The organism is Alicyclobacillus macrosporangiidus CPP55, assembly GCF_000702485.1.
Classification (GTDB): Bacteria; Bacillota; Bacilli; order Alicyclobacillales; family Alicyclobacillaceae; genus Alicyclobacillus_H; species Alicyclobacillus_H macrosporangiidus_B.
This window is the reverse complement of sequence record NZ_JNIL01000001.1, coordinates 2,540,975-2,557,004: the sequence shown is the minus strand read 5'-3', so window position 1 is coordinate 2,557,004 and position 16,030 is coordinate 2,540,975. Positions and strand designations below refer to the sequence as shown.

13 protein-coding genes are annotated in these 16,030 nt (G+C 66.3%); 5 read left to right on the top strand and 8 right to left on the bottom strand.

The annotated features are described in order from the left end of the window. Nucleotides 1-83: 83 nt before the first annotated feature. The 4 genes from N687_RS21145 to speE all read right to left on the bottom strand — a co-directional run bounded on the left by N687_RS21145 (nt 84) and on the right by speE (nt 4,311). On the bottom strand, nt 84-1,847 hold the full coding sequence (locus N687_RS21145; RefSeq protein ID WP_035462257.1) for a sigma-54 interaction domain-containing protein: 1,764 nt from the start codon (nt 1,845-1,847) through the stop codon (nt 84-86). Between the two features lie 146 nt (nt 1,848-1,993). Next, nucleotides 1,994-2,476, bottom strand: a complete 483-nt coding sequence (locus N687_RS0112815; RefSeq protein ID WP_029422222.1) for a DUF1934 domain-containing protein — start codon at nt 2,474-2,476, stop codon at nt 1,994-1,996. A 42-nt stretch (nt 2,477-2,518) separates the two neighbouring features. After that, nucleotides 2,519-3,481 (bottom strand): agmatinase, encoded by a 963-nt coding sequence (speB, locus tag N687_RS0112810; protein ID WP_081841371.1) that lies wholly within the window; start codon nt 3,479-3,481, stop codon nt 2,519-2,521. Then, nucleotides 3,478-4,311, bottom strand: coding sequence for a polyamine aminopropyltransferase (gene speE / locus N687_RS0112805; protein WP_029422220.1), 834 nt, complete (start codon nt 4,309-4,311; stop codon nt 3,478-3,480). Before speE ends, speB begins: the two co-directional genes overlap by 4 nt. Before the next feature lie 173 nt (nt 4,312-4,484). On the opposite strand from speE, the gene N687_RS0112800 reads away from it, so the two are divergent. The 3 genes from N687_RS0112800 (at nt 4,485) to N687_RS22275 (ending at nt 8,633) form a co-directional block, all read left to right on the top strand. After that, nucleotides 4,485-6,530: a transglycosylase domain-containing protein gene (locus tag N687_RS0112800; RefSeq protein ID WP_081841369.1), complete on the top strand. Its 2,046-nt coding sequence runs from the start codon at nt 4,485-4,487 to the stop codon at nt 6,528-6,530. A 63-nt stretch (nt 6,531-6,593) separates the two neighbouring features. Next, on the top strand, nt 6,594-7,781 hold the full coding sequence (locus N687_RS0112795) for a pyridoxal phosphate-dependent aminotransferase (RefSeq protein WP_029422218.1): 1,188 nt from the start codon (nt 6,594-6,596) through the stop codon (nt 7,779-7,781). A gap of 177 nt (nt 7,782-7,958) precedes the next feature. Next, the gene (locus N687_RS22275) at nt 7,959-8,633 is read left to right on the top strand and encodes a hypothetical protein (RefSeq protein WP_051663218.1); all 675 of its coding nucleotides are present in this window, start codon (nt 7,959-7,961) and stop codon (nt 8,631-8,633) included. Nucleotides 8,634-8,679: 46 nt separating this feature from the next. Here N687_RS22275 and N687_RS0112785 read toward each other — a convergent pair whose 3' ends face one another. Beyond that, nucleotides 8,680-9,120 carry a hypothetical protein gene (locus tag N687_RS0112785; RefSeq protein WP_081841368.1) on the bottom strand — a complete coding sequence of 147 codons (441 nt, stop codon included), beginning with the start codon at nt 9,118-9,120 and terminating at the stop codon, nt 8,680-8,682. Between the two features lie 129 nt (nt 9,121-9,249). Beyond that, a complete protein-coding gene (locus tag N687_RS0112780; protein ID WP_156040140.1) occupies nt 9,250-9,768 on the bottom strand; it encodes a hypothetical protein in 519 nt (172 codons plus the stop codon). A 144-nt stretch (nt 9,769-9,912) separates the two neighbouring features. On the opposite strand from N687_RS0112780, the gene N687_RS0112775 reads away from it, so the two are divergent. Together N687_RS0112775 and N687_RS0112770 are read left to right on the top strand one after the other, a co-directional pair. After that, nucleotides 9,913-11,646 carry a hypothetical protein gene (locus N687_RS0112775; RefSeq protein WP_029422214.1) on the top strand — a complete coding sequence of 578 codons (1,734 nt, stop codon included), beginning with the start codon at nt 9,913-9,915 and terminating at the stop codon, nt 11,644-11,646. A gap of 78 nt (nt 11,647-11,724) precedes the next feature. Next, nucleotides 11,725-13,029, top strand: coding sequence for an ArnT family glycosyltransferase (locus N687_RS0112770; RefSeq protein ID WP_051663217.1), 1,305 nt, complete (start codon nt 11,725-11,727; stop codon nt 13,027-13,029). A gap of 18 nt (nt 13,030-13,047) precedes the next feature. Here the strand turns inward: N687_RS0112770 and N687_RS0112765 are convergent, their stop codons facing one another. Beyond that, nucleotides 13,048-14,961, bottom strand: coding sequence for a S53 family peptidase (locus N687_RS0112765; RefSeq protein ID WP_029422212.1), 1,914 nt, complete (start codon nt 14,959-14,961; stop codon nt 13,048-13,050). A 156-nt stretch (nt 14,962-15,117) separates the two neighbouring features. Beyond that, complete coding sequence (locus N687_RS24450; RefSeq protein WP_231493471.1) at nt 15,118-15,990, bottom strand: methylenetetrahydrofolate reductase; 873 nt, start codon at nt 15,988-15,990, stop codon at nt 15,118-15,120. Nucleotides 15,991-16,030: the final 40 nt, after the last annotated feature.

Below are 16,030 nucleotides of genomic sequence, written 5' to 3'. Positions count from 1 at the left end.
CGCCCGTGGGGGGCCACATGCTTCGCCGAACCGTTCGCACTGCTTCACCCCTGCGGCCGTGCTTCCAGTGCGAGGTCCGGAGACTAAGACCGCTGACTCCCCGCCAACCCCAGCTGGCGCAGCCGGTACTGCAGCGTCTGGCGCGGGATCCCGAGCCGCTGCGCCGCCAGCTTGACGTTTCCCCCGCTCCTCGCGAGGGCTCGCTGCAAGACGATGCGTTCAAACGCCGCCTGAATGACCGGCCAGGCGAGCGCCGCCTGCGCCCCGTCCAGCCGCGCCCACAGTCCGTCCATGCCCGCCTCCCGCAGCGACGACACCCAGCTCATGTCTGCGCGTTCCCCCTGCCCAGCGTCCCCAGGCGCCCTCGGGACGGCCCGAGTCCCCGCATTAGGTCCCCCGGCTTCTTCCGTTCCGGCCACCGGGGACAAGCCGATCTCCGGCGCGGCCCGTTCGGCTGCGCCTGCCTCGGGCACACCCACATTCACGGCATCCGCATCCCCGACCGCGCGATCTTGCGCACCCAGCGCCCCAACCGACCCAACCGACCCCGCCAACCGCTGGCCTCCGCGCCACTCGCGCAGGTGGGCAGGCAGCGCATCCATGGGGATCTCGCCGCTCGTGACCAGGTTCATCGCCGACTCGATGGCGTTCTCCAGTTCCCGCACGTTCCCCGGCCAGGGATACTCCGCAAAACGCCGCGACACCTCGGCCGTCACGCCCGTCACCTGGGTCCCGAAGCGCCCGTTCCACTTGTCGACGAAGTGCGCCACCAAAAGCGGCAGATCGCCCCGCCGATCGCGCAGGGGCGGCAGGTCCAAGCGCACCACATTGATCCGGTAGTACAGGTCCTCCCGCAGCCGCCCTTCCGCCACCTCCTGCTCCGGCCACCGGTTCATGGCCGCGATCACGCGCACCTGAACGTGCCGCACACGGGTGTCGCCCACGCGCATGAATTCGCCCTCCTGGAGGGCGCGCAGCAGCTTCGCCTGCAGGTCCAGCGGCATCGACTGGATCTCGTCCAAAAACAGCGTCCCGCCGTCGGCCAGCTCAAACAACCCCGGCCGATCCTCCGCTCCGGTGAAGCTGCCGCGCACCGTTCCGAACAGGATGCCCTCCAAGAGAGGCGCCGGCAGCGCTGCGCAGTTGAGCGCGAGAAACGGGCTCCCCCGCCTGGGTCCCGCGTTGTGGATGGCCTGCACCAAAAGCTCCTTGCCAGTCCCCGTCTCCCCGTACACCAACACCGGCGACGTGGTGGCGGCCGCGCGCTGCGCCCGCCGCTTGATGTCCGCCACGCGCGGATCCTGGCTGATGATATGGGAGAATTGGTAGACGGCGCCGCCGGGACGGTCCGAGATGGCCCCTGCGCGCCCGGTGCCACCCGGCGCACGCGTCCCGATCTCCGCCACGGGCTCCCTGCGTACGCTCCGTCTGTGGCCGCTGGCCACCTGGGCCTGAAGATCCATCACCTGTTCCGACAGCCGCTTGACCTGCGTCAGATCCTTGGCGATCTCGAGAGCCCCCACCACCTCTCCGCCGGAGACGATGGGCAGGGTGGTGTTGACGGTGTGCACCTTGAATCCCAGGTAGTTGGTGTAGGTCTGGGCGCGGTTGTGGATGGCCCGGCCCGTCTCGAGCACCTGCAGCAGCGTGCTGGTGTCGTTCGCGAGCGACGGAAACGCCTCCAGGACGTGCTTGCCCAGCACGTCCTCCGGCGCCAAGCCGTCCAACCTTCCCGCCGCCCGGTTGTAGAGGATGGTGATCCCGGTGCGATCGACCGCGTGGATCCCCTCGTCGATGGTCTCGAGGATGTGCAACAGCCACTCGTGCGTCAGCGGACCCGCGGGCATGAACGTTCCTCCTCGCCGCCGGCGACGCCGGCCCATGGCGTTCACACCCGGATCTTACACCGGAAAAGGAGATGGACACAATTTTCTGGCGGGTTCACCCGCACCCGGCACACGCGCGCCGCATTCTGCCAGCGGTATGCCCGCATTCACGCGCGCCAGGTGATCAACAGGCGCACCGATTGCGTGCACCCGCCCAGGGTGAGGCGGTAGCGGCAGCGCACAGCGCCCCCCTGTTCCCCGACCCTCACCTGGAGGCGCTCGGTGTGCACTTGTAAGGGAATGTGCCCCGAACCCGCGTGGATGGAGGAGGCCGTCGCCCGCCCGGGGGCGAAGGTGTGATTCCACGCGATCTCGCCGAAGCGCGACAGCACCACCTGATCCGGTTTGAGGCGCAGCGTGGTCTGATCCGGACGCCTTCCGTCCCCCGGCCGGTCGGCTGGATCGGCGTAGGTGAGAAAGTGGGTGCCGGCCCGCTGCACCCAGACCCCTTCCGCCGCCGCGCAGCGCTCCACCTGCACCTCCGCGGTTGCCACGCCCTCCGGGGACGCCCCGGATTCCACCGAGGACACCCGGCGGACCCAGGCCACCGTCACCGGCTTGCGGAAGTCGTCCGCGGCCAACCAGTACATGTCCCCCCTCCTCCGCAAAAAGGGCGGCCGGACGGCCGCCCCTCACCGCACGAACGCAAGCAACGCTTCACGCACCAGCTTCGCGGCCAGGATCTGCGACAGTTCGCTCGGGTCGATGACCGGCGCCACCTCGACGATGTCGAAGCCGACCACGTTCAGACGGCTCAGCAGCTGCATCGCCCGGAACCCTTCGCGCGGCGTGATGCCCCCGTGCTCCGCCGTACCCGTGCCCGGGGCGTAGGCGGGATCGAACACGTCGATGTCCCAGGTGACGTACACCGGGTGGCCCTCCAGCTCGGGCAGCACCCCTTCCAGCGGTTCCGCGACGTCGAACGGGAAGAAGTGCGTGTGCTCGCGCGCCCAGGCGAACTCCTCCCGGGTCCCCGAACGGATGCCGAACTGGTACACCCGGTCCGGGCTGATGGCGTCGCACACCTTGCGGATCACGGTGGCGTGGGAATACGGCTCCCCTTCGTAGTGCTCGCGCAGGTCCGTGTGGGCGTCGATGTGGACAACGCGCAGGTCGGGATACTTCTCCCACGCCGCACGCATCGGCCCCCACGAGGCCAGATGCTCTCCGCCCAGGCCCAGCGGGAACTTGTCCGCCGCGAACAGCTGCCGCACAAAGGTATACAGGGCCTCCACGCTCTTCTGCGGGTTGCCGAAGGGCAACGGCACATCCCCGGCGTCGTGGTAGCGGATATCGCGCAGGTCCCGGTCGAGGTATGGGCTGTACTCCTCGAGGCCGATGGACACCTCGCGGATGCGGGCCGGGCCGAGCCGGGTGCCGGCGCGGAAGGACACCGTCCAATCCATCGGCATGCCGTAGATCACCGCCTGGGCGCTGGCGAAGTCGGCCGTCGCCCCGATGAAGAGGTCGCCGCTGTACGCGCGATCGATCGCGGAGATCCATCCCCCAGCTGCCGAAGTCGTGCCGCCTCCGGCGCCTCCTGCAGCCCCGCCGGCACCGTCGGCCGCCCCGCGCAATACGCCGGACCGCCTCATCCGCGCAAGAGCTCCTCGACGAAGCGGGGCAACGTGAACGCCGCCTGATGCACCGCTTCCGTGTAGTACCGGGTATCCGAGGTACGGGCAGGCTGGCGATCCCGCAGGGGATGGTACCGCTTGCTGCCCATCGTGAAGCTCCACATGCCCGTCGGATACGTCGGCACGTAGGCCAGGTACAACTCCGCGATGGGGAACACTCTCTTCACATCCTGGAACACACCGCGGACGAGGTCCTGGTTGACGAAGGGGGACTCCGTCTGGGCCACGAACAGCCCGTCCTCCTTGAGCGCGTTGTACACGGCCTGGTAGAAGTCGCGCGCGAAGAGGCCCGCCGCGGGACCCACCGGATCGGTCGAATCCACGAGGATCACGTCGTACTCCCCGGGGTGCTCCTGCACGTGGCGGATGCCGTCCGTCACCTGGACCTCGACCCGCGGATCGGAGAACCCCTGCGCGATCTGCGGGAAGTACCGCTTCGCGTTCTCGATCACCCGCCCATCGATCTCCGCCAACACCGCCTTTTCGACGGTCGGGTGTTTGACGACCTCGCGGATGGCCCCGCCGTCTCCACCGCCGACGACGAGGACCTTCTTCGGGTTCGGGTGGGTGTGCATCGGTACGTGGGCGATCATCTCGTGATACACGAACTCGTCCTTGTCGGTCGTCATCACGCACCCGTCGAGCACGAGCATGTTGCCGTACTGCACCGTCTCGACCACGTCCAGCGTCTGGTATTCGGTCTGTTCCGAATGAAGGATCTTGCGGATCCGCAAGCCGATGGTCAAGTTGTCGTTCTGCCGCTCCGTGAACCAAAGCTCCGCTGGCACCAATTGAATCACCTCCGGGTCTGCACAAACACGCTGTATTATACCAAACCACTCGCATGGGTAAACGAGAGAGCATCCCCCATCCGGCCACCTGCATTTCCATGGATTCTCTGGGCATACTACCGGAAAACCTTGGGCAGTTACCCAGCCATACCCTGCCGGGAGGGAATCGGATGACCTTCGAGCAGACGCCCGCCGGACGCGCGCAAGCGGGCGGGGGCGCAGCGCACTGGTGGCAAAGGACCCCGTGGTGGACCAAGTACCTGGCGATCCCGCTGGTCAGCGGCTTCGCAGGCATGACCGCGCTTCTGCTGATCCTTCGTACGGCTCCGCTGCCGGACCAGAGCTTCGTGCACCCCACACACATCGACGCGGCGGACGGGTCGCGCCTCGCCGAGTGGACCACCAAGGGTGCCCGCGCCGGCCACGTCCCGCTGCAGGACATCCCCGCCGCCCTGCAGGAAGCGACCATCGCCGTCGAGGACCAGAAGTTCTACCAGCACCACGCGTTCAATCCGAGATCCCTGCTGCGCGCCACGTGGGTCGATCTCCGCCACGGGGGCATCGTCCAAGGCGGGTCGACCATCACCCAGCAGTTGGCGAAAAACCTGTTCCTCACCCAGGACCGGACCCTCGGGCGCAAGCTGCGGGAGGCCCTGTACGCCCTGCAACTGGAGCTGCACGAGAGCAAATCCGCCATCCTGGAACAATACCTGAACACCGTCTACTACGGAGAAGGGGCCTATGGCGTCGCGGCGGCGAGCGAGGTGTATTTCAACAAGCCCGTGCAAGACCTGTCCGTGGCCGAATGCGCCCTGCTCGCCGGGCTTCCGAAGGGACCGGGTCTATACTCCCCCATCACACATCCGGAGGCCGCCAAACGGCGCCAGCGCGAGGTGCTCGACCGCATGGTGCAGGCGGGCTTCCTCACCCGGGAGGAGGCCGACGCGGCCGCGCTGGAGCACCTGTCGATCGCGCCGGTCCAACGCCGTCCGCTCGCCGCCCCGTACTTCACGGCGGCGGCCGTGCGCGAGGTGGAGCGACGGTTCCACCTATCCCCCGAGGATCTGGATCAGGGCGGCATCCAGGTGACGACGACGCTCGATCCCGTGCTGCAGCAGGCCGCCGAGCGGGCCATCGCCAGCACGCTGCCGCGAGACAGCGGCATCCAGGCGGCGCTCGTCGCCCTCGATCCGCAGACGGGCGCCATCCGCGCGATGGTGGGCGGCCGCGACTTCGCGCAAAGCCCTTACAACCGCGCCTTTGCGGAGCGCCAACCGGGATCGACCTTCAAGGCGGTGCTGTACACGGCCGCCCTGGAGCACGGCTGGACGCCCGACCGGCAGGTCGCGAGCGAAATGACCACCTTTCTGTACGACCAGGACAAGACCTACACGGTGCGCGACTACGGGGACATCTACGCACACCGTCCGCTCACCTTGCGCGAGGCCTTGGCGAGGTCGGACAACGTGTACGCGGTCACCGCCAACCTGGAGTTGGGGCCGGAGACCGTCATCGAGACGGCGCGGAAGATGGGGATCTCCACGCCGATGCAGCCCTACCCGTCGCTCGCCCTCGGCGTGTTCCCGGCCAGCCCGTTGGAGATGGCAGCGGCCTACGCGGCCCTCGCCAACGGCGGATTCGAAGTCACACCCTACACGGTGGAAGCGGTGCACGACGGCCGCCAGGGGCGCGACTTCACCACGGCGCCCAGCCGCCGGCGGGCGGTGCCGGAAGCGGTGGCGTTCCAGATGACCGACCTGATGCGCAGCGTCCTCGAGCCAGGCGGGACCGGCTACAGCGTCCACCACTACCTGCACGGGACGGCGGCGGCCAAGACAGGGACGACCAACACCGACGCTTGGATGATCGGATACACGCCGCGCCTGGTGTGCGCGGTCTGGGTGGGCTACGACGACAACCGGCCGCTCGGCCTCGCCGAGTCCCACCTGGCCGCTCCCATTTGGGCCAAATTCATGGGCACCGCCCAGCAGCGGCTGCCCGGCCCCTGGTTCTCGGCGCCGGCGGGCCTCGTCCGGCGCACCATCGATCCGGTGACAGCCAAGCTCGCCACCAGCGCGTGCAGCACCACGGAGACGGATTACTTCGTCCCGGGGACGGAGCCGTCGGCGTTCTGCCCGCTGCACACCCCGGCCCCTGACAGGCCTGGCGCAACCTGGTCGCAGTGGTGGCGGCGGTGGTGGCCGAATAGCAGATGAGCCGTGCCCGGGATTGGGCGGTTGTGATACAATGGCCACAACAATGGATAAGGAGCGTGGCACATGGAACAGCGACTGTCCAGCCGCGTGCGGGCCATCGCGCCGTCGGCGACGATGAGCGTGGACGCCAAGACCAAGGCCCTGATCCGCGAGGGGCGTCCGGTCGTCAACATGAGTGTGGGCGAGCCGGATTTCGACACCCCGGTCCCTGCGGCGTTCGCGGGCATTCGCGCCATCACCGACGGCAACACCCGGTACACCCCGTCTGCCGGGACGCTCGACCTCCGGCGAGCCATCGCGGCGAAGTTGATGGAAGAGAACGGGCTGCTGTACAAGCCCGAGCAGATCGTCGTCTCGAATGGCGCCAAGCACTCCCTGTTCAACGTGTTTCTCACCATTTGCGATCCGGGAGACGAAGTCATCCTGCCGGCGCCCTACTGGGTCTCCTACCCGGAGCAGATCCGGCTCTCCGGCGCCACACCGGTGATTGTGCCCTGCGACGAGTCGACCGGATTCAAGATCACGCCGGATCAGCTTGAGCGGGCCATCACCCCGCGCACGCGTGCCTTCCTGCTCAACTCCCCGAGCAACCCGACTGGAGCGGTCTACTCGGAAGCGGAGCTGCAGGCGCTCGGCGAAGTGCTGCTCCGCCACGACATCTACATCGTCGCCGACGAAATCTACGAGCGGCTGGTCTACGGGGTGAAACATGTCAGCCTGGCGGCCCTCGTGCCCGATCTGATGCCCCGCACCATCGTCGTCAACGGGTTCTCCAAGGCCTTTGCCATGACCGGTTGGCGCCTCGGTTACATCGCGGCGCCGCTGGACATCGCCAAGGCCGTCGACAGCCTGCAGAGCCACAGCACCGGCAGTCCGTCGACCATCTCCCAGGCCGCGGGCGTGGCCGCGCTGCGGTCCTTTGAACCGCAGATGGTGGCCGAGTTCGAACGCCGCCGCGACCGCCTGGTGCAGGGACTGCGCGAGCTGCCCGGCGTGGAATGCCTCATTCCCGACGGCGCGTTCTACGTCTTCCCGAACGTGTCCAAGCTGCTCACCGCCCGCTGGGATGGGCAGGTGATCGGCACCGCCACGCGCCTGTGCGAGCTGCTGCTCGAACAGGAACTGGTCGCGACCGTCCCCGGCGAGGCTTTTGGCGCGCCGAACAACATCCGCCTCTCCTACGCCACGGCGTACGAGAACATTGAGACGGCCATCGAGCGCATGCACCGCTTTGTGCAGCGGCTGCTGTGATCTGCTCGGAAACGTGGTCCACAGCGCACACAGCGCCGTAACGCCGATAGCAAGGGGCCCCGGTTCTTCGGGGCCCCTTTTCTGCGTTCGCCGCACACGCTCCTCCTCTGCACACGCTGCCCTGCGCCCCCATATGATGCCTTAGGTACGCACACCGTAAGGGAGGTGTGACCACGCATGGGGACGAACCCATCTGCGCGACGTCAGGTGTACGCTAAGCGCCTGCGCCGGCTGCGCCACCGGCTGCAACACCTGGACAAGAGCGCACCCGGCTACCCGCGCCAGCGTGAGGCGTTGCTGCGAGACATCCAGCTGGCACGAGTGCAGTGGCAACGGGCAGGCCGCACCGGTGCCCGCAGGCCGGCCAAAGCGGCCTCTCGTTCCAAATCCGCTTCCCCGGCCCGCAAGGCGCGGCCCAGCAACCGGGCGCCCAGTACACCCGAAATCGCCGGGAGGACCCCAGCCCGGCGAAACTTGGCCAACCTGTTGTCGCCGCAGGGCATCCAGCAGACGCTCAAGTCCGTCACCAATCTGAGAACGATGGTCAAGAACTGGCTCGGCTACCTTCAGCAAGCGGATCAACTGCTCGACACGCTGCACTCCACGACCCATTCGCTGCGCGAGACGGGTGTGCTCGACAAGTTGATCAAATACAAGGGCAGGAACCTGACGACGGACGATTACACCAACATCCTGATTGCCCTGATGAACTCGCCCCTGGGCAGCCAGATCCTGAAATCCGCCGGTGGAGGGAATCAGGACGCCACGCCCTCTGCAGCACCCGCTCCCGCGCCGAGCGCCACCACAGCCCCCGGGCCAATGGGCGCACCGGGGATGCAGCAGCACAATTGAAAAGACAGCCTCCACGCGTTCCGCATGGAGGCTGTTCCCTTCCAGGTCACTTGGTCTTTGGGACGAACTTCTTGATCTCCTTCAAGGTCTCGTCGTCGACGTGTTGGCCGTACTTCTTGACCAACTCGTCGACGTTGGCGTTGGGCCCGTTTTTGGTGGCGTCCTTGTACGCGGCGACGAACTGTTTAATCCGCTGCTCCGGGACTGGGATTCCCAGTTTTTGGGCGAATCCCTTCGCCAACTGCTCCACCTGGTTGGGGTCCTGCCACTGCTCCGGCTTGACTTTCTTGACCTCGTCGAGGATCTCAAAGATGGCCTTTCGTTTGCCCGAGAGGTTCTGCTTCAAGGTGTTGAGCGCGGAGCGCCCGCCATTCGGCGCAGCGGCCGGCATCACATTGGCTCCGGACGGCGACTGCTCCGTGGCCGCCGGCTTGGAAGCGCGGACCTGGCGTTTTGCGGTACTCTTCTTCAACGACTGTTTGCGCACGCGATTCCCTCCCTTGCCGAAAACACTCCTTGCGGAGCCTCACCATACTGTATGGCCGAGGAGGGACGGTTGCGCCTCGGAGCACGGAAAACGGGCACCCTCCAAAGCGTTTTGGGTGCCCGTCCCAGATCAACCGCCGATCAACCGGATGTACCACTGCATGTTGTACTCTACGAAGGTCACGTGATACTGGTGGTGTTCCACCGGCTCGCCCTTATACTGGACGTCCGCCTTGACCACAGCCGTAAAGTTCTTGTTGTCAACGGGCTGGACCTGCTGAACGTCGATGGTGTAGCGCTCAACCGGATGCGCGAAATCCACGCCTTTCGTCGCCATCTGGCCCACCACGGACGACAGGCCAGGCGCGAAAAAGCGGTTCAGGTCGGCCTTGAAGTCCGTCAAGGTCTTGTCATTATGAGACTGGATGTACATCTCGACCAGGTCGTGCGCGGTCTTTTTCATGTCGGCATCGGTCGGCGCGGCGTCTGTGGCGTTCCCTGCCGCATTGCCCGCCGCCCCATCTGCGCCCGCCGCGTTGGCTTCCGCCACCGCGTTGAACGGGGTGGTGGTCGCCGCCGGGGCAGTCGCCTTCGGGCCGCATCCCGTCGCGAGGATGAGCAGCGCCGCCATCCACCAAACTCGTTTCAAAAGGCTCACTCCCTCTTCGTGACGTGGACCGCTACCTATGTCCTATAATGTATCACAGACTTCGCTCTCCACTCTTGCACAATGTTTAGCAACCGGGTGTCCGAATCGCCGTATCGGAGGATTTCGCCGCACGGGAGGTCATGTATGTCCGCCGTCATCGCCCGTCATGCGCCGAATTGGGCCGCATGCCTTCTCAGAACGTCCGTCTACGCCGCGGCCGCCGTACTGCTGACGGGACCCGTGCTGCGCCACTTCGGCGACTGGTACATCGGTTGGCCGGGCGATCCCCAACAGTTCATGTGGTACCTGGGCTGGGTTTGGCACGCCCTTCTGACGGGCCAGAACCCCTTTTACACCCAGCTGCTCAATGCGCCCGTGGGCCAGAATTTGATGTGGAATACGTCCATCCTTGCCGAGTCTGCGCTCTTCGGCTGGCTCATGACGTGGCTTCCCGGTGCGGCCATCTACAATCTGCTGTGGCTGATCAACTGGATGGCTGCGTGCTTCCTCGGCGACGCGCTGCTGCGCCACCTCGGCGTGCGGTGGTGGCTGGCCGCCGCCGGGGGGCTGCTCTTCGGCGGCATGCCGTATTTTACCGCACAGAGCCTTTACCACTTGCATCTGTGGGCGACGAGCGTCCCGTTGGCCCTGGCGCTCGTCCTCCTGCGCGCCCTGCGCCACCCGCCCCGCCGTCCCACGGCGTATGGCATTCTCATCGGCGGGCTGGCCGCACTCCAGTTCTACACCTCCATCGAGATCGCGGCGACCTTTGCGCTCACGCTCGCTATCGGCGCGCTGTTTCTGATCATCACGTTGCGATCCCGCGTGCGGCAGACATTCCGCATCCCGCTTCGCACGGTCGTGGCCTCGATCCTGACCGCACTCCTCCTCGCTGCCCCCGGGATCTTTACGCTGCTCCATGGCCCCGCCCGTCCCCAGGGCAAGCTGTTGCCCTCCGAGGCCTATGTGAACGATCTGCTGAATTTCGTGCTGCCCACGCCGGTGTACGCGCTGCATAACGCGTGGACCACGAATCTGTCCCTTCAATACACGGGGAACTTTTGGGAAAACAACGGGTATCTGGGCATCCCCGGACTGCTGTGGCTGGTGTTCTCCGCCGCCCGGCTGTGGCGAATCGCCGAAGCCCGCGCGGCGGCGTACACGTTCGCGGCCATCGCCCTGCTGTCCATGGGGCCCAATCTTCACATCGCCGGCCGGGTGACCCATCTGCCTCTGCCGTGGATGCTGCTGGAACACGTTCCCTTCATCGACAGCGCCCTGCCCTCGCGCTTGATGCTGTATGGCGACGGAATCGCCATCGGACTGGGGATCTGCGCATTGGAGGAACAGTTGCGACGGTCCTCACGACCAGCCGTGACGCAGGCCCTGGCGGGAGCCTCCCTGCTCGTCGTCGGCGCGGCCTGGTGGCCCGTGACCCCGTACCTCCATTCGCCTACCCCCTCCGCCGCCCGGGCGCTCACCCGGCCCGGTCCGGTGCTGGACGCCGTGGCCGGCCGCCCGACCTACATCCTGTCGACCGACACGCCCGACGTCATGCAGGCGTTGGCAGACGGCGGGTATCGCGTGCCCATGGTCAACCCGTACGGCTATACAGGCAATCCGCCGCCGCGCGGTACGGCGTTGGCCCAGATGAAATCCGTTCTCAAGCCGAATTTACCGGAGTCCGACATCCGGGCAAACGCTGCCCGTGCCCTCCCGGTACTCGGCGCCGAGCGCTTAGTGTATTATCCGGTTGAGGATGGCCAACACTTGCCCGCCGCCGCGGAGAGGGCGCTCACCGCGCTCCTCGGTCCCCCGGTCGCCGAGGCGGACGGCGTCCAGGTGTGGCGGGTGCCAAACCCCCTGCCGCATCCCTGAGGCGGACAAGCATCCGGCCGGTGGACGCCGCCTCCGGAGAACCCTGCCGGGCGATATCGCTTGAAAGGAGAACGCCCATTGCCCCACGTGGATCTTGCATCCGCACCGACCTCAGACCGCAGGAGTTGGCTGGCTTGCGCCGGCGTGATCGCCGCCGCGCTGCTGGTCCGGCTCGCCTGGATTCGGTTCGTCCACCCCATCCCGGCCACCGACTTCGCTTGGTATCAGAATCAAGCGGTCCATCTGCTGCGCGGGGAAGGGTACCTGGTGGACGGGCACCCGACGGCGTATTTCCCGATCGGCTACCCGCTGTTCCTCGCTGGGGTGTACGCCATCGCCGGGGTGCACTGGCTCAGCGGCGTCCTCGCGAATGTGGTGCTCAACGCGTTGACGGCGGGAGTGGTTTGCCGGATCGGGGAACGGCTGCACGGGCTGGGGACGGGGATCTGCGGGGGTCTGGCCCTGGCCCTCTACGTGCCGCACGTCGCCTGGTCGAGCGTCCTGTGCAGCGAGATGCTGTTCACCTTCCTCTTTACGCTGACGGCCCTCCTGTGGGTGAGCCGGACAGGGGCGCGCTGGGGATGGCCGTTGGCCGCTTTGTCCGGCGCGGTGACGGGGCTTGCCTGCATCACGCGCCCGGTGGCGCTGCTGCTGCCGGGCGCCCTGTGGCTGTACCTGCTGTGTGCACGGGCCGGCTGGCGGCGGGCGACGCTGTGGACGCTGACAGCGGCATTGGCGATGAGCTTGACCATCGCCCCGGTGACGGTGCGCAACTGGGTGCGCCTGCACGCCTTCATCCCGGTGTCGACCAACGGCGGGGTCAACCTGTGGCAGGGCAATAACCCGCACGCCAACGGGGAGTACTTCTGGCCGCTCAACCCGCGCGACAATCCATTTCTCAACTACGTGTACGACGAGGTCAACGAAAACCGGGAAGCGCAGCACATGGCCGTCCAGTACATCGAACAGCACCCCGGCCGGACCATTCAGCTCGCCCTCGTCAAGTGGCGCAATCTCTTCCGCGGCGTGGACAACGCCTTCTTCTGGTCCGTGGGCCACGCCGAGCCGCCCGTGTCCGGGCGATTCCGGCGCGCGGCGTACGCCGCAGGCCTGTGGGAATACCGCGCCATGCTGCTGTTGGCGCTCATCGGGGTCGTCCTTCAAGCCGTGTGGATGCGGCGCACTGGGGATCGTCGCCCACTGGCCCTGTGGTGGATGTTCGCGTATTACGTCGGTCTGTTCTTCTTCTTCCCGGCATGGGATCGGATGCGCGTCCCGATCGATCCGTGGCTCGCCCTGTGGGCGGGCCTGGCACTGATGGCGGGCCTTCGGCGCCTGCGGACCTGGCCCCCCAATTTACGCGGAGCGCGAGCGCGGGCGTGACGGGGTCCGCGCTACGCCTCAGCGCCGGCTCGCGAAGGCGCTCGCCAACTTCGCGATGTCGGGGATGCCGAGGCCCGTGGCCTGGTTGTACACCGTCCCCGGAGTCCCGGTGTAGAAGTCGTTGTCGTTGGTCGCGCCGGTGGTGTTGAGCGGCGTGAACGGCGAATCCTTCTGTGTCGCGAAGCGGTAGATCTGCGGGTTCCAGAACCCGACCCGGGTGTTGTCCGCGTCGTTGATCAGGGCCGTCAGGCCGGCGAGCTGCGGCGACACAAAGCTGGTCCCGCCGAACGTGGCATACCCGCTGTTGCTGCCCGGCTGGCCCGGATCGCTCAGGTACACCAGATACCCCGTGTACGGGTCGGCGTTCATCGACAAATCCGGCATGTTCCGCCCAGATCCTTTCCCGGTGACGACGCTGAGCTGCTTCGCGCGCGTCAACGTCGATCCATCCGAGCTCGGAATCCACTGCAGTACGCCCGTATAACGGTTGACGCCCGGCACGCCCTGCTGGTAGGCGGGCGTCGGGAAGAAGGCGCTGAATCCGCCCCCGCCGCCGACCAAGTATCTATCAGCCCAATCGTCAGGGTCGTTGAAGCCGCGTGCGTCGAAGTACGGATACAGGTAATCCCAGCCCCAGGCGCGCTCCTGATCGTTTCGCACGTCGATCCCAGTGGAATTCGAGTGGAAGTGGAACGGCAGCGTCGTACCGCCCGCCGCGGTGATGTACGGGCTGTCCGCGGGGTTGTCGACGGACAGATTGGCGACCCCCGGAATCCCCGACTTCAGGCCGAACTCGCGGACCGCGTCATACGCCCCCTCATCCCCCGACGCGGCGAACATCGACTGCCCCTGCGCCGCCGCCTGCATGAACAACTGATTGTACGCGTAAGCGTACTGCGGCGTCTCCATCTGCAGATCGATGGCATACTGGATGCCTGGCTCGCTCCAGCCCCAGCTGACCGATATCTGCTGCGCCACATTGTCGTTGATGGCGCGGGCGAACGTGTCGATGAAACCGGTGTCTGAGTTCGGCCCCTCGTATACCCGAATGTCCGCCTGAGGTGCCAGCGCCCCCGCCTGCTGCACGTCGAGCGTGGTCTCCTCGTATCCGTCCCATCCGGTCCCGCCGTCGACGGGGATCTCCGTGATGCGGTTCCCCTTGACGGGAATGCCCATCTGGCTCCAGAAGGCGTAGGCGTCCTCCGCATTGAAGTCGGCCAGGGTCACGATCCCGATGGTCTGCCCGGCCCCTGTCGCCCCTTTGTCGTACAGCGGCTGTACATGATAGTGCTGGATGAGATCCTGCGGCTTCAGGTTGAGCGGGCCCACGGGCGTGTCATTGCCTGACACGTCGGCCCGTTTGATCAAACGCGCGGTGAAATCGGAATAATCGCTGAGCCCGAGCACGCACAGGATGTCCTGGGCCAGTGAGCTAGGAAACTTGGGGTTGGCCTTGGTCGCGTGGAAGCGCTTTCCATCGAACTGGGCCCACTTCAAGGCGATATTGAAGGCCCGGTTGAACTGCCCGGCCGTTCCGTTGGCGGTGATGATCAGATTGTCCGGGTACACGGTCGATTGGATGCCGAACTGCGCGAGATACGCGGTGATCTGCCGAATCTCGCCGTCGCTGGGTGCGTATCTCTGCTTAAACTGGACCGGCGTCAAATAGTGACGATAGTTTGGACTGCGCGGGTCCGTGGTCTGGGTGATGAATGCCTCCAAATCATCCTGGTTTTGAACCTTCATGACGATGTCGACGGTGACCGGCGTGTCGTCGGGCACATCCCCAAAATAGGACGCGTTTTGAAGGATACCGGAACCCACCCCCTGCGGGATCTCCTGCTCCGAATCGGCCATGCCGACGGACGGAAGGGCCACCATCCCCAAGGCCCCGGTCATCAACGCCACACCGAAAGCTTTCCATCGCGCCACCCAACGTTCCCCCTCGTGTCCTCCGTCAGTGTCTCCGCCGCGTTTGGCGGTTCGGAGAGTTCCATCCACCGGCATTCTATCGAAGGTTTGGTGCAAAGTATGTCGAACGGTGGTGGGGACCCGGCAAATGTTCGTCCCCTTCCGCCCTCTGCAGGTTCAGGCCTCCGCCGCCCGCGGGGCCAGCGGCGCATCCGCACGGGCCCGTACAAACTGGACCAGCCGTACGGTCAGGTCGTAGCGCAAAAACGGTGTGACGAGGTAGATGCCGTTGAAGCAGCGCATCGCCTCATCCAACAAGGTCTCCGCGATGGAGAGCCCCTCTTCGGCCGCCGCTTCCGGCGATGCGGCCTCCATCCGGCCCAGGATCTCGTCCGGGATGCGGATGCCCGGAACCTCATGGTGCAAGAAACGCGCGTTGCGGGCGCTCGTGAGCGGCATGACCCCCGCGAACACGGGAACGCCGAACGGCTCCGCCGCCCGGGCGATACGCTCGAACATCCGCATGTCGAACACAGGCTGCGTCATCACGAAGTCGGCCCCTGCGTCGAGCTTGCGGCGCAGGCGATCGATCGCCTTTTCAAAATTCGCCACGTGCGGGTTGAACGACGTGCCGACCACGAACCGGGAGGGGTGTTTCATCGGCTGGCCAGAGAAGGCGATCCCTTGATTCAGCCGCTTCACCATCTTCGTCAGCTCGATGGAAGAGACGTCGTACACGGAGGTGGCCCCCGGGAGGTCGCCGAAGCGGGACGGATCGCCCGTCACCAGGAGCACGTGGTGAATGCCCAGCACATGCAGGCCCATCAGGTGAGACTGTTGGCCAATCAGGTTGCGGTCCCGGCACGTGACGTGCACGAGCGGCTCCACGCCCGCCTGCTTGAGCAGGCTGGCGACGGCCATATTGCTGACCCGGACCTGACCCAGAGAATTGTCCGCCAGCGTGATGGCGTCCGCCCCCGCCCGCTGGAGGGCGAGCGCTCCCTCCAGATAACGCCGTACGTCCAGGGTGCGCGGCGGGTCCAGCTCCACCACCACCGTGCGGCCGCGCTTCGCCCGCTCGGCGAGCGAT